At 36.4% G+C, this 19,052-nt stretch carries 16 protein-coding genes; 7 read left to right on the top strand and 9 right to left on the bottom strand.

The features are described 5' to 3' along the window. The first annotated feature begins 6 nt into the window (after nt 1-6). The 7 genes from JU57_RS06605 to neuC are packed head-to-tail and all read left to right on the top strand — an operon-like array spanning nt 7 to nt 7,496. Nucleotides 7-1,626, top strand: coding sequence for a hypothetical protein (locus JU57_RS06605; RefSeq protein ID WP_294876358.1), 1,620 nt, complete (start codon nt 7-9; stop codon nt 1,624-1,626). A gap of 17 nt (nt 1,627-1,643) precedes the next feature. Next, complete coding sequence (locus JU57_RS06600) at nt 1,644-2,657, top strand: phytanoyl-CoA dioxygenase family protein (RefSeq protein WP_037958616.1); 1,014 nt, start codon at nt 1,644-1,646, stop codon at nt 2,655-2,657. After that, nucleotides 2,654-3,634: an NAD-dependent 4,6-dehydratase LegB gene (locus JU57_RS06595; protein ID WP_037958613.1), complete on the top strand. Its 981-nt coding sequence runs from the start codon at nt 2,654-2,656 to the stop codon at nt 3,632-3,634. Before JU57_RS06600 ends, JU57_RS06595 begins: the two co-directional genes overlap by 4 nt. Next, nucleotides 3,627-4,766, top strand: a complete 1,140-nt coding sequence (locus JU57_RS06590) for a LegC family aminotransferase (RefSeq protein ID WP_037958610.1) — start codon at nt 3,627-3,629, stop codon at nt 4,764-4,766. Before JU57_RS06595 ends, JU57_RS06590 begins: the two co-directional genes overlap by 8 nt. Continuing rightward, nucleotides 4,763-5,338: a NeuD/PglB/VioB family sugar acetyltransferase gene (locus JU57_RS06585; protein WP_037958607.1), complete on the top strand. Its 576-nt coding sequence runs from the start codon at nt 4,763-4,765 to the stop codon at nt 5,336-5,338. Before JU57_RS06590 ends, JU57_RS06585 begins: the two co-directional genes overlap by 4 nt. Then, nucleotides 5,335-6,333: an N-acetylneuraminate synthase gene (neuB, locus tag JU57_RS06580; protein ID WP_037958604.1), complete on the top strand. Its 999-nt coding sequence runs from the start codon at nt 5,335-5,337 to the stop codon at nt 6,331-6,333. The genes JU57_RS06585 and neuB overlap by 4 nt, the downstream gene beginning before the upstream one ends. After that, nucleotides 6,330-7,496, top strand: a complete 1,167-nt coding sequence (neuC, locus tag JU57_RS06575; protein WP_037958601.1) for a UDP-N-acetylglucosamine 2-epimerase — start codon at nt 6,330-6,332, stop codon at nt 7,494-7,496. Before neuB ends, neuC begins: the two co-directional genes overlap by 4 nt. Here the strand turns inward: neuC and JU57_RS06570 are convergent. The 9 genes from JU57_RS06570 to JU57_RS06530 all read right to left on the bottom strand — a co-directional run bounded on the left by JU57_RS06570 (nt 7,486) and on the right by JU57_RS06530 (nt 19,045). Beyond that, a complete protein-coding gene (locus tag JU57_RS06570; RefSeq protein WP_037958599.1) occupies nt 7,486-8,514 on the bottom strand; it encodes a radical SAM protein in 1,029 nt (342 codons plus the stop codon). The genes neuC and JU57_RS06570 overlap by 11 nt on opposite strands. Continuing rightward, nucleotides 8,508-9,224: an acylneuraminate cytidylyltransferase family protein gene (locus tag JU57_RS06565; protein WP_037958597.1), complete on the bottom strand. Its 717-nt coding sequence runs from the start codon at nt 9,222-9,224 to the stop codon at nt 8,508-8,510. Before JU57_RS06565 ends, JU57_RS06570 begins: the two co-directional genes overlap by 7 nt. Continuing rightward, a complete protein-coding gene (locus JU57_RS06560) occupies nt 9,217-10,068 on the bottom strand; it encodes a radical SAM protein (RefSeq protein ID WP_037958596.1) in 852 nt (283 codons plus the stop codon). The genes JU57_RS06565 and JU57_RS06560 overlap by 8 nt, the downstream gene beginning before the upstream one ends. A gap of 11 nt (nt 10,069-10,079) precedes the next feature. Continuing rightward, the gene (locus JU57_RS06555; protein ID WP_037958594.1) at nt 10,080-11,126 is read right to left on the bottom strand and encodes a nucleotidyltransferase family protein; all 1,047 of its coding nucleotides are present in this window, start codon (nt 11,124-11,126) and stop codon (nt 10,080-10,082) included. Nucleotides 11,127-11,206: 80 nt separating this feature from the next. Beyond that, nucleotides 11,207-12,280 (bottom strand): polysialyltransferase family glycosyltransferase, encoded by a 1,074-nt coding sequence (locus JU57_RS06550; RefSeq protein ID WP_037958592.1) that lies wholly within the window; start codon nt 12,278-12,280, stop codon nt 11,207-11,209. A gap of 18 nt (nt 12,281-12,298) precedes the next feature. Continuing rightward, nucleotides 12,299-14,650, bottom strand: a complete 2,352-nt coding sequence (locus JU57_RS06545; protein ID WP_037958588.1) for a hypothetical protein — start codon at nt 14,648-14,650, stop codon at nt 12,299-12,301. Nucleotides 14,651-14,665: 15 nt separating this feature from the next. Continuing rightward, the gene (locus JU57_RS06540) at nt 14,666-16,951 is read right to left on the bottom strand and encodes an HAD family hydrolase (RefSeq protein ID WP_037958585.1); all 2,286 of its coding nucleotides are present in this window, start codon (nt 16,949-16,951) and stop codon (nt 14,666-14,668) included. Further along, nucleotides 16,948-18,081, bottom strand: coding sequence for a UDP-galactopyranose mutase (gene glf, locus JU57_RS06535; protein WP_037958583.1), 1,134 nt, complete (start codon nt 18,079-18,081; stop codon nt 16,948-16,950). The genes JU57_RS06540 and glf overlap by 4 nt, the downstream gene beginning before the upstream one ends. Next, a complete protein-coding gene (locus tag JU57_RS06530; protein ID WP_037958770.1) occupies nt 18,074-19,045 on the bottom strand; it encodes a glycosyltransferase family 2 protein in 972 nt (323 codons plus the stop codon). The genes glf and JU57_RS06530 overlap by 8 nt, the downstream gene beginning before the upstream one ends. Between the last annotated feature and the right edge of the window lie 7 nt (nt 19,046-19,052).

Below are 19,052 nucleotides of genomic sequence, written 5' to 3'. Positions count from 1 at the left end.
TGCGTTATGGTATGTGTCCTAGCGGCTGGATATCTCTTCTTGCTTCTGGGCTTTAAAGTAGGGATCATACAGCCGATTGCATTATGGACACATTTATACAACTATGCTCATTGGGCACAAAAAATAAGAAAAAAGCCAAAGATTATTTTTCTAGGCAGTAGTTTTGCCAAAGTTCATCTAATTCCAAAAATCGTAGTATCTAGGTATGCGCTTGAAGAAGGCGATGTGATGAATTTTGGTGAAAGTTCTGCTGGTCCTTTTGCCATGTTTCGGACGTATCAAAAAAATAAAACGATATTTCAAAAAGCACATACTATTTTTATTGGATTGGATCCTCATATTTTGGGAGAAAAATTTTACCCGTATATGCTTTATGAGCGACAATTTTTGTCTTGGGCTCAGTGGCGATATTTTTTTACACATCACCAAAGTTATATGAAAAAATATCACCCCGATATAAAATACCCCATTATTTTTCCTTTTTTCCTTTTTTTTAAATCGTTGGTTTTTAAATTTCCGAGTAAAGTTTTTTTTGGGTATGAACCACGGATACACAAAACGTTTAAATGTTTGGAATCGACAAATCTTAAACAGAATGTTTTTGAGCCTCTTACGATGTTCCCCCCTTCTAATTGGTCAATTATGTATTTAAAACAATTAAAAGATTGTTTTGAATCTGAGGGTAAAACAGTCTATTTTGTATTATCTCCTTCGTATTCATGGGGATATGGGTATAAAAAAGAGTGTGGAGAATATGATGCCATTTTAGTTGAAAAATTACGTATCCACTTAGGCAAAATAACCCTCCTTGGAAGTTTGTTTGGAGATGATTTTGGATTAGAATACCACCATTTTTACGATGATTACCATTTATCACACACCGGAGCTGCACAATTTACGGAGCAGATTCTTGATAGTATTCCTTATACCCATCCACATGTGATTCAAAGTTTATACTCGTACCATCCATTAAGGAAAAGTGTCAATTTTACCAATATTGATGCGTATCTCTTGGCGGTTGAAAAACTGTCTACATTGCTGCAAAAGATTATTAAAGAAGATGAGACATTGATCTTTTATGGGTTCTCTGATTTTGCCAAAATACTTTTTGCCAGTGGGTATATCCACAAAAAAAACACCATCATAGATCAGTACACAGGGGCATATCAAGACGTAGTTATTAAAACGCCCGAAAGTATTTTGAATTTAGATTTTGATAGGATTTTAATAACGGCCATTAATCATGAAACTACGATAAGCAGCATGTTAAAAGAAGTGATGGGTATTTCGAAAGAGAAAGTATTTTCTTTTCATGACACATTATCCACAAGTGGATTTGATTGGGAATATTTTAAAGTGCAGTCAAATGCGTTAGTGCAACTTTTAAAATATCAATTAGCTAACACTCAAAGAATTGTACTGATTGGTGAGAGCACTAGCTTTTTGGCTAAGTTAATAGGTGCTTTACACGCGGAAAAGAGTGTTAAATGCTTAATAGAATTGAATAATTTAGCAAAATTGGACGATTATACTAAAATCATATTTTGCTCTTGTTCGGATGAGACGAAGTGGAAAGCGTATCACGATAATACTGATTATGATAAAATAGTGAGTATTTTTCTTTAAATTCAAAAGGAGAGGTTATGTTTAATGATTTGTTAAAGCGACCCGATAAAAATTTAGAAGAAATTGAAACGTTGTTAAAAAAAGAGATTCTCAAAGTGCAAGAATCACACAATGTCAAAGAGTCACTTTTTGGTAGTAATGGTGCTGATATTAAATTTTTATTGCAATCTTATCCCTCATTATTCTGGTCACTTTGGAAATTTATGGATAAAAAACATTTGGAAAAAGCTCCTTGTTCCATTGATCCTATTACTAAAGCTTTGGATAAAGATGGAATTTATATTATTGAAAATTTTTTGACTTCACAAGAAGTTCAAACATTAGTGAAACTTTGGAATCATGAATTTGACGCGTTGCCGCCACTTACACCAGAGCAAGAACAAAAAGCACTTAGAAATCGGTTTTATTTTGAGACTTCAGCAGAAAAAAATATAGCGATAGGTTCAACGTACGATGGTCGAAAAAGAGTCATTTTTTCACCCAAAAAACATATGCCTTCTGAGATACAAAATCAGTTTTATAAAGATACGCGTATCAATGAAATAGTCGCACGCTATCTTCGTCTCGATCATGTTGAGCCTTCAGCGGCGATTGTTGAACATTTTTTTGCACCAGATTACTATCGAAATAATGATTTGTGGCATATTGATAACTTGAGTGATCAATTCAAGGTGATGGTTATTTTAGAAGACATGAAAGAGAATGATGGTCCGTTTAAATTTATTAGAAGAACGCACAAGATCAAAAAAAGGTATCAAGATCGATACTACAAAATGTATGCAATTAATGGGATGACGACTCAAGAACATAACCATTTTGAAGATTCATTTGCCAAAGTAAAAAAAGCGGAACTAGGTGTTTTAAAAGCAGGGGATATTGTCCTCTTTGATACGAAAATTCATCATAGTTTTAACTATGCTTATGATGGTGGATCTCGCAAAGATATGGTGTTATATTTTGATCATCAGCCTACGTTGAAGAACACAATACTCTTTCATATTGATCAATATCTCAATTTTGGATTACGATGAAAAAAATATTAGTTACGGGTGCCAATGGTTTTATTGGATCTCATCTTTGTGAAATGCTAATAGCGAGTGGATACGAAGTTCGAGCATTAAATGAATATAACTCATTTAATTCATGGGGATGGTTGGAGGATGTTGCGTGCAAAGATGATCTAGAAATTATTAGCGGAGACATTCGGGATCCCTTTTTATGCAAGGAGATTACGACAGATATTGATGCAGTGTTTCATTTGGCAGCATTAATCGCAATCCCTTATTCCTATAGAGCACCTCAAAGTTATATTGAAACCAATGTTAATGGTACGCTTAATATATGTCAAGCTGCTTTAGAGAATGGTGTCAAAAAAATTATCCATACAAGTACGAGTGAAGTCTATGGAACGGCGCAGTATGTTCCAATTGATGAAAAGCATCCGTTACAGCCTCAGAGTCCTTATAGTGCTTCTAAAATAGGGGCGGACATGGTTGCTTTGAGTTATTATAATAGCTTTAAACTGCCCGTAGTGGTTGCAAGACCGTTTAACACCTATGGCCCAAGACAAAGTGCCCGTGCGGTTATTCCAACAATTATTACACAAATTATGAACGGTGCCAAGGAGATTCAGCTAGGCGATGTTAGACCTACCCGCGATTTTAACTATATAAGCGATACATGCAGAGGCTTTATGGCATTGCTCGAATGTGATGCTGCCATTGGGGAAGCCATAAACATTGGTTCAAATTATGAAATCAGCATCTATGACACGCTTTGTCTCATCAAAGAGATCATGAATAGCAATGTTGAATTTTTGACAGACGAAAAACGTATCCGTCCTGAGAACTCTGAGGTTTTTCGCTTATGGTGTGATAATACAAAAATCAATACTCTCACAGGGTTTAAGCCGACAATCACGATTCGCGAAGGGCTAGCATTGACTGTTGAGTGGTTTACGCAGCGTGAAAACCTGATAAAATATAAAGCAAACCTTTACAATGTATAAAGAAACCGTAGCATTTATTCGAAGACAGTTTCACAATAAAGCCTTAATACCTTTGCATGAACCTTGCTTTAACGGGAATGAAAAAGTGTATATGAATGATTGTATCGATTCTACTTTTGTTTCCAGTGTTGGTTCTTATGTTGATCGTTTTGAAAAAGAATTTGCTTTACATGTAGGAAGTAAGTATGCTGTTGCAACGGTGAATGGCACGGCAGCTTTACATGTAAGCTTGATTTTGATGGGTGTGGGCAAAGAGGATGAAGTAATTACACAGCCTTTGACATTTATCGCTACATGTAATGCTATAACGTATTGTGGAGCAAAGCCTATTTTTGTGGATGTTGACAAAGAAACATTAGGGCTCTCCCCCGAGGCTTTGCATATATTTTTAAATGAAAATGCCAAACTCAAAGAGGGGCAATGTATCAATAAAATAACGGGTAAAGTCATTAGAGCATGTGTTCCGATGCACTCTTTTGGGCATCCATGCAAGATTGATGAAATAAAGGATCTTTGTGATGCGTGGCATATTGCTTTGGTTGAAGATGCGGCAGAGTCGCTTGGAAGCTATTTCAAAGCTCAACATACAGGGACATTTGGAAAAGTAGGAGCATTTAGTTTCAATGGTAATAAAATCATCACTAGCGGAGGTGGTGGTGTGATGATTACGGATGACGAAGAGCTTGCTAAAAAAGCAAAACACCTTACCACAACAGCTAAAATACCTCATAAATGGGAATTTGTTCATGATGAAGTTGGCTTTAATTACCGTCTTCCAAACCTCAATGCGGCACTTTTATTAGCACAATTAGAGCAATTGGATAATTTTTTAGAAAATAAACGAGAGTTAGCTAAAATATATGAAGAATTTTTTGAAAATTCAAATATTCATTATGTCAAAGAACCAAAAGATACACAGTCAAATTATTGGCTGAATACTATTATTTTAGATACTAAAAAACAAAGAGATGAATTTTTAGAATATACTAATAGTAACGGTGTGATGACACGCCCTATTTGGACATTGATGAATACATTAGAGATGTTTAAAGCATGTCAATGTGGAGATTTATCGAACGCTCTTTGGTTAGAAAATAGAGTCGTCAATATACCTAGTTCGGTAAGATTATGAAAAAGAAAATCCTACTTATTGGCGGTGGCGGTCATTGTAAGTCGGTGATTGATGTGATTGAGTTGGAAAATAAATATGAAATTGCAGGAATTATAGATAAAAAAGAGTGTGTGGGGCAAGATGTTTTGGGCTATAAGATCATTGGAAGTGATGATAATCTGGAAGATTTACGTCATCATTATTCTTATGCCCTGATTACGATTGGTCACATTAAATCGGCTGAAATGAGAATAAAATTTTTTGAAATGCTCAAAGTATTTGGCTATGTCCTTCCCATTATTATTTCTCCTTTGGCATATGTATCAAAACATGCAAAAATAGGAGAAGGTTGCGTGATTATGCACCATGCTCTTATTAATTCCAATGTTGTGATAGGTCAAAATTGTATTATTAATACAAAATCACTCATAGAACATGACGCTATCATTGAAAAGTGTTGTCATATCTCAACAGGCGCTATTGTAAATGGTGGAGCACATGTGAACATGGGAACATTTTACGGAAGTAATGCTACATGTAAAGAGTATGCTCACGTGAGTGGTTTTATAAAAGCGGGGAGCGTGGTAAAGTGAAGAGTGTTTTTATCATCGCAGAAGCAGGTGTTAATCATAATGGAAGTCTCAAGCTTGCCAAAGAGTTGATTGATGTTGCTAGTGCGTCTGGTGCGGACGCGGTAAAATTCCAAACGTTTAAAGCTGACAAGCTAGTTTCCAAAACAGCTCAAAAAGCAACGTATCAAAAAGAGACAACCGATGCGAATGAATCGCAATATACGATGATCAAAAAGCTCGAATTGGATGCATCTGCACATTATGAATTAATGACATATTGCACGTTAAAAAATATTCTTTTTCTCTCAACACCTTTTGATCATGATAGTATTGACTTACTCAATCAACTTAAAATGAGTATATTTAAAATTCCCAGCGGGGAGATTACAAATCTGCCGTATTTGCGGCATATAGGTTCCCTTAGCAAAGAGGTTATTCTCTCAACAGGCATGGCAAATTTAGAAGAGATTAAAGACGCGCTTGAAATTTTGATCCAATCAGGAACACCTAAAGAGCGCATTACCGTTTTGCATGTCACAACAGAATATCCCTGCCCAATGGAAGATGTAAATTTGAAGGCTATGCAAACCATAGCAGATGTATTTGGGATTCGCGTTGGGTATTCTGATCATACCAAAGGCATTGAAGTATCTATTGCAGCAGTTGCTATGGGTGCATGTGTGATTGAAAAACATTTTACATTAGATAGAACAATGGAAGGACCTGATCATAAAGCGAGTTTGGAACCTGCCGAATTGATGGCAATGGTCAAAGCAATACGCAATATTGAGCAAGCTTTGGGTAATGGGATTAAAAAACCAAGCCCAAGCGAGGTGAAAAATATGGAAATAGCACGTAAATCTATTCTTACATGTAAAGCTATTAAAAAAGGCGAACTATTTAGTGAAGAAAATATCACTGTCAAAAGACCAGGTAATGGAATGAGTCCTAAGCGATGGGACGAAGTTATTGGAACAGTTGCTCTTAAAAATTATCAAGAAGACGAACTATTATGAAGCGAAAAATATGTGTTGTAACAGGAACAAGGGCTGAATATGGATTGCTTTATTGGTTGATGAAAGAAATTGTTGCCGATAATGCCTTAGAACTTCAGCTCATTGTAACAGGAATGCATTTGAGTCCAGAGTTTGGACTAACGTACAAAGAGATTGAAAAAGAGTTCACCATTACAAAAAAAATTGAAATGCTTCTCTCTAGTGATACCTCAATTGGCATTTCAAAATCAATGGGGTTGGCTCAGATCTCTTTTTCGGAAGCATACGAAGAACTGCGTCCAGATATAGTCGTAGTTCTAGGCGATCGATATGAGATATTTAGTGCTGCAATTGCGGCTATGATTGCATGTATCCCGATTGCTCATCTTCATGGTGGTGAAATAACAGTGGGGGCATTTGATGAATCAATACGCCATAGTATTACTAAAATGGCTAATTTACATTTTACTGCGACTGAAGAATACCGTCATCGAGTAATACAGCTGGGCGAGCATCCTAATCGAGTTTATAATGTTGGTGGAATAGGGATTGAAAATATTAAAAGATTAAAGCTTCTTACTAAAGATGCGTTTGAAAAATCTATTAGTTTCAAGTTAAATAAAAAGAATATTATTGTGACGTTTCATCCAGTTACTTTGGAAAATTCTGCTGCAAAGGGACAATTTCAAGAATTGCTCAATGCGTTAAATGAGCTTCAAGACACCAATATTATATTTACTAAAGCCAATAGTGATACTGATGGGCGTATTATCAATCAAATGATTGATGAGTATGTGTTAGCAAATAAGAATAAATCAATAGCGTTTACTTCATTAGGGCAGCTACGATATCTTAGTGCACTGCAATATGTTGATGCGGTGGTTGGCAATAGTTCAAGTGGATTACTTGAAGCCCCTAGTCTTAAAATAGGGACGATTAATATCGGGGATAGACAAACAGGTCGGCTAAAAGCTAGCAGTGTTATAGACTGCAAGAGTGATAGCAAGAGTATTTTGAACGCTTTTGAGGAGTTGTACTCTGCTGTATTTCAACAAAAACTTAAAACCGTATCAAATCCTTATGGAGATGGAAATGCAAGTTTGAAAGTCAAAGATATCTTAAAAAGTGTTATATTGAATGAGATTGTAAAAAAACAGTTTTACGATCTTGAAATTATTTGCTAAAATAGGTTTTCTTGTATAAATCTGGTAGAAAACACTTTCGACATATAGCGTGTTTATCGTAATTTCCCACAATGTGATCTTTTCGAATCTGTTGATATGCTGGAGCATTCCAAATATCGATTAGTCGTTGTTCTTTCCAGTTTCCGACTACATACTCATCGTCTCCATCAACACAGCAGACTGTTACATTACCATTGCATTTGAGAAACATTCGTTGAAATAGCTGTTCACAGCAAAAACCTTCAACTTTTTCGTATTCATGTTTTTTATCGGGATGACGTTCATTGAAAATACCATAACCTAGTGAATCGACTAATCCATTCCACATGATTTTCATTGCTTCAAATTGTTGTTGCCAAATGGGATCATCATACATAACCATCGATAGGCGAATATGAGTTTGAGGATAACATGCGTTACGTAGTTTGACAAATTCATAAATATTATCAATCACTTTGCCCATTGTTGTACCGACACGCTGCTGTTCGTATAGTTTTGGATTTACGGCATCGAATGAGATAAATATTTTATCAAGTTTTGCGTCAAGTAGCTGTTTGGAAAGTTCTGGTGTTAATAAAACAGCATTTGTATTAAACATAACATCAATAATCCCTTTTTGCTTTGCATATTCGACTTGAAACACAATGTCTTTATGTAGCAAAGGTTCTCCTAAATACTGAAGCTTAATTGCTTTGACACCATGTTCAACGGCTTGATCAATAATATTGATATAGGCTGTGCGGTCAATATAGCGGCTTTTAACAAGATGATTCTCTTGGTCTGTATCTTTAATTGTTCTAGCACACATTGGGCATTTTAGATTGCAAAGATCCGTTGTTTCAATATCTAAATTAAGAGGGAAATGAGAAATAATTTTTTTTTGAGGAAATTCTGCCCAATTTTTGCGGTATTCAAAATACTCTTTTCCACGATAGCTTTCCCACTCTTTTGAGAAGATAATCTCATTGGCATTAAAATTAACTTTTTCTTCTTTCTTCTCTATGTGTGTTCCTAACATTTGGTTTCCTTTTGTTGTAATAATGCCGTTGCAACCATGAAGTCAAGCGATGTATCTATATCGATGGAATGCTCCTGTGACATAAGATAAGCATAGATATTCTCTTTGATGAAAAAAGTTTTTTGCTCTTGTAAGATAGCTGTTTTCGCCATATAAAATGCCCCATTAATGCGATAATATGTAGGTAAGTCTTGACTTCTTAGGTTATTATACTGATCAGGGATAAAATTTTTCATGTTTCGATCTTCATTTAGGGTATTACTCCAAATTGGATTGTGCTCCGCTTCACATACTCCAATTACAGAATCAGCATTTTGATCAAAAAAAGAGCAAATGGCACCGTTTATATCCTCGGTATCTCTTAATGGCGAAGTGGGCTGAAGTAAAATCGCGTGATCATACCTTTGTTTCTTGGAATGTTCTAAACTATCAAGTACATGTAAAACTACATCGATGGATTTAGCTGCATCAGATGCTAGTTCTATAGGACGTAAAAAAGGGGTTTGTGCCCCGTACTGGCGTGCTATTTGTGCAATGGTAGGATCATCGGTAGAAACAATGACATCATCGATCAAAGGAGAATGCAATGCAGCCTCAATACTCCAAGCAATTAAAGGTTTACCCTGTAATGGGAGAATGTTTTTTCCAAGAAGACGCTTGCTTCCACCGCGTGCAGTGATAATTGCTACAATGCGTTGATTGTTATACACGGTCTCTTCCTTCAAATAATAAACATTTTTGGCACAAGTGATTATCACTAAACACTCCATTCTCATGCATTGCTCTGATCGATGCAAACATTTTTGAATGATAGAGTTCTAAAAAATCACTCTTTTTGAGTGATCCAAAATTAATTTCATCAAAGTAATCTTTACAGCATAATCCTAAAGAGCCATCGCTATTAATATAAATTTCTTCAAAAGGGATAGAACAACGCTTTGTAATTGTTGGAGATGCTAAAGAAGCGTCAAATTTTGGAGTATAACTGATCGCATAGCGTGAGATACGGTCAATGTGCACAAAATCTTCCCCAAATATATCTTGAAATGCCTCAATTAAGGATGTCTCATCTTGCAAAGTGACCGAAGAAATACTCAGCTTTAAATAAGGGTAATGTTCTTTTTTTAATATGAGTAAGTGTTTAAAATGATCAATCACACGATCAAAATCATCTACTTTATGAATAGAGTGATAGCTCTTTGCATCCGTTGCGTTAATTGAAAATTTGATACTGTCGATCCCTGCTTCTATAACCTGTACTGCTTTTTCTTTGGTTAAAAGAGCCCCATTCGTACTAAAATATAAATAAGGGATATGATAGATCTTTTTAGCTGCCTTGATAATCTCTTCAATATCTTTGTTGATCAGAATTTCGCCTTTTGCGGAGAGTCCAAGTTCACTGATTTGAATATAGCGTGTTAGATTGTCCATAACAATTATAAAATCATGCAAGGATGTTTGGTCTTTGATAGTTCGCGAATCACTATTGGAACAGAATGTACATCGGTGGTTACAGTGGGTACAAATATCAAAATTAATTTTACGCTTTAGCACTGGTGTCTCTTTCAAAATAAGTCATAGTAATCATTTTGTGCTTTTTCAAATTCATCCATGCGACCTATATCAAGCCAGTATTCTCGTATAGGGAAACTCAAAGGCTCATAATTGTTTTGAATAAGAGTTTCAAATAATGATGGCATATCAAAAAATGTCTCTTTGGGAATATACGCAAGAACATTTGGGTTGAGTAAATATATCCCTGCATTAATAAAAAAACGCTGGATAGGCTTTTCTTCGATTGAGATAATTTTTTGATTTGTTTGATGTATAACACCATAAGGGATTTGGAATTCATGTTCTCTTACTGCCATGGTTGCCATGGCGTTATTTGAGAGATGAAAGTTTAACAAATGATCAAAATTAATATTGGTCAGTAAATCGCCATTCATAACAAAGATAGGTTCAGTAAATTTTTCTTCTATGAGGCTTAACGCACCTGCCGTGCCCATTCGCATTGTTTCATTTATATATTCGATTGATACTCCAAATTTTGATCCATCCCCAAAATAGTTTTTAAGCACATCCGCTTTGTAATTTACACTGATAATAAAGTCAAAAAATCCATAATGTTTGAAATTGTTAATAATAGTTTCTAAAATGGGTTGATCACCTACTCGTAGCATTGGTTTTGGCGTTTGTTGGGTAAGTGGATGGAGTCGTGTACCCAATCCCCCCGCCATCAATACAACTTTGTTGCTTTTTTTATGTGGTTTGAAAAGTTCTTCAACATCTTCTATACCAACAACTTTTTCATTGGAGTCTAAAATGGGTAAGTGATAAATTCGTTTGCCTAATGATTTTTGGAGTATTTCGTCTTTTGTCTCTCCGACATGGCATACAATTGGACTTTTTTGAACAATGGATTCTATCTTTTCATTTAAGTTCATGCCTGCGAGAAAGCCACGCCTGATGTCTCCATCGGTTAAGATGCCAATTAAGTGATCATGCGGGTCAAGTACTACAGCGATTTTCATAGCCCCCGTATCAATGACTTGCATTGCTTCTTTAATGGTTGAAGAAACCGTAAGTTTTATATGTTCTATTGTTTGCATGAAAACCCTTTATGTATCTCTTTTTAAATCGACAAAATGAAATATTTGTGTATGAACGGGATTTACGTTTCATAAAATCGCTAAGGTACTTGCAATAGCGATTTTAAGTCAGTTATATTTATTGGAAAATGACATTCATCGAATGGATTAAAGAGATTATAATAGATATTGAAGCGCTTGTCTCCAATAACTTTTTGAATAGCCTCAGGTGCAATTTTGTAAAGTGAAATCGATACAACACCATATGGGCTCCGATGAAAAAAAGATCGATGTGTATAGAGGGCGGTAGACAAAACAGAGATCAAAACAAGCGTATTTGTATTTGATTTTAGGCATCTGTTGAGCATAATTATTTCCCAAGGAATAGATGGTGCGGTATCTATAACGTTAAAACCTTTTTTAGTATAGTCCATTTTTGCTTCACAAGGATGAGGTTTGACTGCAATGTTGAGTTTCAGATGATGAAGAATTTCCGCATAAAAATCGAGTTGCTCATAGAGGGATAATGTTTTATAGGCATAAAAATTTTGGGTTAATAAGATCGCATCATAAGAGAAGGAAGAATCATGGTAATTAAAGACATGATTGAGTTGATCGACAAAATGGGCGCGTTTTTCAACACTACTGATGAATGACCAAAAATTGATCTCACGAAGCTTATGCGGTGATTGGCTACCGTAAAGAGCAGGATTAAACACCCAAATTTCTGAGAGATAGTCTAAATCCACCCATGCGAGTTGCCCATTGGTATATGTATGAAAAAAGTCATAATAACTTTCATAAAGGGTATAGGTTCCTCCACCTTCTTCGTTAAGAATAATCGCAATAGCATGAGATTGACAAAAGTTAAAGAGTTGCGTAGAATAAAAAGAGCCGTAACTTGAAAAATGATAATAGGCTATTTCTTCAGGGGTATCGCAGACCTGGGTGATTAAATTCTCCACATGGATATCTTTTTCATCATGGATTAAAATCACTTTACTAAAAATGGATGTATCAAGAAGACGTTGCTGAATATCTGTTGGATTTTCGAGAAAGGTTGTATTTAGAAAAAGAATATTAGTGTATTCAGACCGATAGAATGCTGCTGTAATCCAAGCCACCATAATCATATAAGAAGTACTCGCATCGTAAAGGACGTATTTTTTTTGCATGAAATGATCCTTGTGCATTCAATGTATGGACGGCACTATGCGAACCAATCCATCCGTGTAATTGACAATGTTTAACGGGATAGATGCTTCAATTGAGTAGAGCGATAGCAGATTGGTTACGTCTGTCGCAAAGGCAACGGTTGCTACAATGATTGTTTGATTTCTCACTACTTCTATCGTTGATTTATCAAGCGGATGTACTTCATGGCCATTGGATATAAATGGCTTAAAGGTAGCACGTGTATCAAAAACCTGTTGAATATGAATATGGTTTTGCTTTAAATGAATCAAGAGCATACCGAAAAGCTCGCCTGCACCATAAATACATACCGTATCAATGGCATTGTCCATCAGTGTTGAAATAATCGTTCTTACGGCAAGGGTATTTGGTTTTTCTTGTATAAATCCCTTTATGTTGGGTAAAAAATCACCGTCAATTTGTGCAATAGTCCCTTGCACCCAAGGAATATTTCCAACTTGAAAATTAAAATTTGACATATGTTTTTTATAGGATTCAAAAAGCCCTATTTCACGAAGCGTCTCTTTATGTTTTTCATTGATAATATTTTCTGCAAAGGGTGTGCCATAACCTTCATCATGAGATAGTGATCCTAAGTAAGAAGCTTCAGTGTAAGAAGGAACTTCAATAAGGCGTAATAAAATATTTAATGCGTCATCATGGCTCAAGAGCTGTTTTGGAAGTTGGTACGATAGTGCGGTTTCAAAAAAGTTTTCTACTCCTTTATCAAAGGCATCAAAATAAGGTTTCATACTTTCTTGCCACGGTTGTAACGGCTCGGTAATAGCTTTAGCTGTTCCATTAGCATTTTGAGTATATCCTGTAGTTGTGGTATAAAAACCATTCAATAAAATTTCAAGAAATTCAGGGCTACGAGCAATTTTGGATAGTGACGTTTCTGTGTGAATATTTGAGCTAAGATAACTATGGATAGGCTCTCCTAACATTTTTTTAAACCCTTTATGGTGCATATAAAAAAGTGCCATAGTTGGTTTTATATCTGTTGGATCAAGCGTTGAAAGAATGTTCTTAAGAATAGTCCCTTGCCCTCCAAAATCTACAAGCAGTGAGTTTGAGGTAAATTTATTCGTGCGAAGATACTCTAAGAAGCATTGTTTCTTTTGTTGGACATTGGTACGAATCGTCTCAATGTTATGTTTAAATTCCTGCGTTATATGAAAAATGAGCTTTTGATTATTGGTTGAAAAATAGGTACTATTGTCAAAAATATGATCTTTATGTACTAAAACAAAAGGATCGTTAATGGTAAGACCAAGAAGTTCATAGTAACTTTGAACGGTCATTTTTCGGAACGTAAAAAAGTTTAATCCATTCTGTTCGAAGTCATCAAAATCAAATGAGGGTAAAAATGTTGCTTTTCGTGACGCATAGAGGAGATTTACATTAATTGTAGGATCAATCATATGGATACATTTTTGAAAAATGCGTCCTTCTCGCATTACACAATTGATTTGCTGAAGAGCTTTTTGCTTTTGAAGATCAATAAGCCAGTACGAAAAATCCCAAAGTAGTGGTCCTAGAATAAAACTTCCCAGAGTATAAAAAAATCGATCCGATTCCTCCGTGTAAGGGTTGTTAAGAGCACTGAGAATACGAAATTTTGTATGCGTGTTATACAATGCAGATGCCTTAAAATAGGCACGTTCAAGTTCTACTGCCTTTTGCAAATAAGAATCTGGTAGATAATGCAAGGTTTGAATCCCCAAGTCAGAAGGTATTTTAACATCCGCAAAAGGGTGATCTCCAATATGTAATAATGCGTTAGGTGTCAAATCGTGATCAGATAAAACTTTTTGAAAAAGATTTCCTGATGTTTTTGTGCTGTTATATTCCGAGGAAACATAGAGTTGCTTTATGTGTGTGTTCTTGGGTAGTTTTGACAGAACAATGTGTTTAATTTGAGATTCTGAGAGATACATATCGGATATAAAAATGACTTCTTTCCCCCATTTTTGTGCAAGATCAATCCACTCAACAATATCAGTGTTTAAAAATATATATTGATATTCCATTTCTATTTCGTGGGTAAGGAGTTGCTGCGCTACGTGTTGTGGTAACCTCAATTGTTGATAGATTTCATGTAGTGTTACCTCTTCGCCAATTTTTTTTTGTTCACGTGCTTGGGCTTCTGCCGCAATTCGAAACGTTTGATAGGCTTCAGGCGTTGCAAAATAGCTTAAAGATATTGGATGGCGCCCAATTTCTAAAAAAAGATCAACAGGTTTTGGGCAATATCGAAAAGCGAGCGTATCAAACACATCAAAAGAAACCATTTTAATGCTAGGATTTGATAGGTAGGTTGTGAACTGTTTTTTTAATAAGCTTGTCATAGAAACCTCAATATTTTAAACGGAAATAATCGTCATTTTTTTAGTATGTTCGTGTACAAATTTTTTGATCAATAGCGATATGCTTTGCCCATAAACGCCACTGGCAATTAAAATGATAGCTTCTTTTTTGTCGCGCAACGCCTCTTCCAAGGAGAGTACACGAAAATCTTCGGAGATAAAGGGTTGAATTTCTGCACGTGAGTCTATTACCGCTTCAATGTGAATATCTCTTACATGTAAAAAAGGAAGAAGCTCTTTAAACAGATCACCTGCTCCGTAAATCATGATTTTTTTTGGTTTTAAAGCATCCAATTTTTCTAAAAGGGTGTCGATGACTTTTTGATTGGGATGTGTGTTCGTGCCATAAAAGGGTAGAAGAAAGTTTTGATGGATGGTTGTCAGAACACCTTGTGGCCAAATACAGTGTTGTTTCATGTGTGAGGGATTGGCTAAAAAGTGTTTGTAGAAAGCCTCTTCTCCTTGGTTTTTTACCTGTGTAATCTGCTCGGGTTGAATAATCGTATAACGATGACTGCTTCCACGTCCTTCATCGTACTCCAAAGCTCCCAAAAATTTAACTTCTTCATGCGTTGGAAGCTCAATAAGGCGTGAAAGTATCAGTGCTAAATGCTCTCTTGAAAAAGTTTTGGAAGGAAGAGCATAGTCGCGAGCAAGGCTAAAAAAGCTCTCAATGCCTGCATGCAAAGCATTTTGGATGGTTTTCATAGAGAGATCGTTGCACGCTAAGTACTCCGTTTGAGCAGAACTTTTGGTGTATCCTACGGTCGTTGGGTACTCGCCGTTGAGCAGTATCTCAATAAAATCGGGTGTTCGAGCGATGCACTCTAAGGCATGAGCTGTTTTGGCGTTATATGGTAAAAAGGAGAGTGTGTGCTCGTGATTTAAATTTTGGTAACCGCGCATACTTTGGTAAAAAAGAATCGAAGTATGCGGTTTTGTTTTAGGGGAAAATAAAGGGTGTAAATTTTTTAAAACACTTCCTCCTCCACCAAAATCAATCAAGGCGGATGAAGCGTTTACATGTAACGTGTCAAGGTAATCACACAAAAGCTTCTTTTGTGTCTCAAACGCATCATTGACGCTCTTTTTGTTTGCATTTAGCTCCTCTTGAACATGCTCTAAAAGAGGTTTTCCTTCTATGCTTAGGGTTGAAAGCATCTCATAGGAAAGATCGCCGTAAGCGTGCAGAGCGCTCGTCTCAAACGGGATAAAAAAGTTTTCGTAAAGATCTTTAAGCGTAAGCCCTTTAAACGTATCTGGCTTTAGACTGCCAATATCGTCTGGTATGAGCGTGAGAAATTGGGTGGATCTTCGAGACGCATACACACGATCTGTTGCGATATGCGGATAGAGCTTTTGAAAATAGTGTTGAAAAATGGCACCTTCTCGCATAAGAAATAAGAGCTTGTCCAGTCCAAACTGGTGTGAACACGCCAAAAGCCAATGACTCAATTCCCATATAATCGGAGCAAAAAGAGAAGCTCCTAGTCTGAAGTAAAATCGCTCTAAGGCAGTGTCGTAGGGATTGCACAGAAGGCTCAGCGTGCGTACATGATTGCCGTGGGGTAAAACTTCTTTGAGATAAAGCGCTTCATGGTGCATCGCCTCTTTTTCATTGCTCTCTAACCCATAGTACAGTGTTGCTATGCCAAAGCTTTTCGCTATGGAGATATCGGCATTTGGGTTGTCCCCAATGTGTAAAAGCTGTGATGCCTCTATATTTAAATCATCCATTACATGTAAAAAAAGCTCTCCCGTTGCTTTACTCTTTTGCTGTTCGCACGAAACGTAGATGTGAGATATTTTGTGGAGGTTTTTAAGCTGAGACAGGGCAATGGATGTGATTTCTTGTGTGCTAAGGTACATATCGGAGATTAAAATAATCTGCTTTCCGGCTTCATAAGCCATGTCAATCCATCGTTCGAGTTGAGGATTGAGCACTAAAACATCACGTTCTGTTTGGAGCTCTATCTCCAAAAAACGACTCTTTTGCTGTGAAGGAATTGGAAGAGTATCGTAAATTTCCGCAAGGCTGACCTCTTTTCCCTCTGCTTTGAGCTTGCGTTCCGTATGGCGTCGATAATGCGCAAAAGAAGAGGGCGTATCAAACCATGCGCGTACCTCTTCATGCGCTCCCATAATTTCAAAAACCATTGAGGGCGTACCGCATGTTCGAAAAAAGAGAGTGTCAAAGATGTCGAAAGAGACAATCTTAATTGCTGGATTTTCAAGATAACGATGAAACGTTTGCTCGATCAACGCTTGCTTAAAATACTTCATGCGATGCCTACAGTATTTAATGCACGAAGAACGATGTCATCCATATCATAATAACGATACTCCGCAAGCCTTCCTATGAGTGTAAGGTTGGAGAAGTGCTGTGCTTTTTGCATGTATTGTGTATATTGTTCCTGATTTTTATCGTTAAAAATAGGATAATAAGGAACAGTAATCTCTTTACAATGCTCTTTGGGATACTCTTTTAAAATGGTTGTTTTTGGGCTTAGGTTAGGATGAATATGCTTGAATTCTGTGATGCGAGTATAGTCATGATCATTGGGGTAATTTATCGTTGCAGCCTCTTGAAAATAGGCTTGATCCATCGTTTCAAAGACCATATCGGTGCTACGGTAGGGCAATGCTTCGAAACAGTACCCAAAGAGTTCATCAACAGCGCCTGTGTAAATAATCTTACATGTAAAATCATTCCTAAACCCTATACGCTTTTCCTGCCAACACACTTCGGTTAAAAAATCTTTATTGAGTTCAACGGTGATGTTGGGATGGTATAATAGTGCTTCAAAAAGCTTTGTATAGCCATGTTTGGGTATGGCTTGGAATGTATCGTTAAAGTAGCGATCATCGCGCCCAATTAAAATGGGTACACGCGCTGTTACGGCGCTGTCAATCTCATGAGGAGACACGCCCCACTGCTTTGCTGTATAGTGAACAAAAAGATTTTCATAAATAAAATTACTTAACTGTTGCAAATCTTCATCTGGGTTTTTTTGTAACTCCAAAATGGGTATTTTGGCATTTTGGGGATAATGTTGTGAAAGTTTTTGTATAAATTGTTTGGCGTGAGTAGGTTCAAAAAGTGCTTCAATGGTGTTAAAATTAAATGGAATGGGGACATTTTTTCCATGGATATGTGCCAAGACTTTATGTTCATAAGGTGTCCACTCTGTAAAGCGTGAAAGATATTCCCATACCTCTTTGGAAGAAGTATGAAACAGATGCGGTCCGTAGCGATGCACGACGATGCCGTTTTCATCGACTTCATCGTAGCAGTTACCGCCGATGTGTACTCTTTTTTCAATCACGAGAACTTTTTTGTTGTGATGTGTTGCTAAAAGATTGGCACTGACTGCGCCTGCAAAACCTGCTCCTACAATGACATAATCATACATATAACAGTCTTTTGGCTTTGGTATTGTCAAAGTTGCCACGAAGTCCATCCAAAATAGAATGTGTCGCGAAGCATAAACGTAGCCATTTGTGATCATCGTATAACAGAATATCTTTGCATAACGTACCATAGAGTTTAAGAATATCTAGCCACACGAAAGGAGTTTTACTGTATTGGATGGCAATATAAATAGAATTTCTTAATCCATAATACTTTAGCCACAATACCTCAAAACGAATGCGATTTTTATGAAATCCAAAAAATCGGCGCTCAATTTTCTCATTTTGACGTTTCTCTTTATGATAAATCTTACTCTCATTGACTAAAAGGATTTTTCCTAAAGTTGCCAAGCGTAAGCTATACTCTGTATCGTCATGGTGGATAAAAAACTCTTTTTTAGGAAGTCCAATCTTTTTCATCGCATTGCTAGAAATCAAAATACCTACGAAAGAGGCCATATCAATCTCAACAGTTTTTTTTAAAAAGGTTTCTACTGAAAGAGGACGCTGAAAAGAAGGTAATGTCTGTTTATAGTTAAATTGCCCTCTATGCCCGAAGGTTGAAAGCGTGTGTTTCTCTTTTGTTCCAATAAACACAGAAGGCGCATATGCAGGATAGGAAGCATTAAGAGAGATGGCTTCTATAAGTTTTTCCAAAGCAGTGTATTCTGGCTCAGCATCATCATCCATTAACCACATAAAATCATATTCATACGCAGATGCATACGTGCATCCTGCATGAAATCCTCCTGCTCCACCTAAATTCGTGTCAAGTTTCTGATAGCAAAGATTCTCAAAAGAGGTGTATCCTTCTTTGATAAGATTAGCTTCCGTTCCATCGGTAGAAGCATTGTCTATCACTACAATATCTGTTGGATAGGTTTGATGCAGTAAGCTATCGATGCACTCTTTTAAAAGAGTATAACGATTATAGGTTACCACAATGGTACAAATTTTAGGATGCATCGATGTC

The organism is Sulfurospirillum sp. SCADC (genome assembly GCF_000743525.1).
Classification (GTDB): domain Bacteria; phylum Campylobacterota; class Campylobacteria; order Campylobacterales; family Sulfurospirillaceae; genus Sulfurospirillum.
Note: the sequence above shows the minus strand (reverse complement) of the source record. Positions and strands in the feature narration are given on the sequence as shown.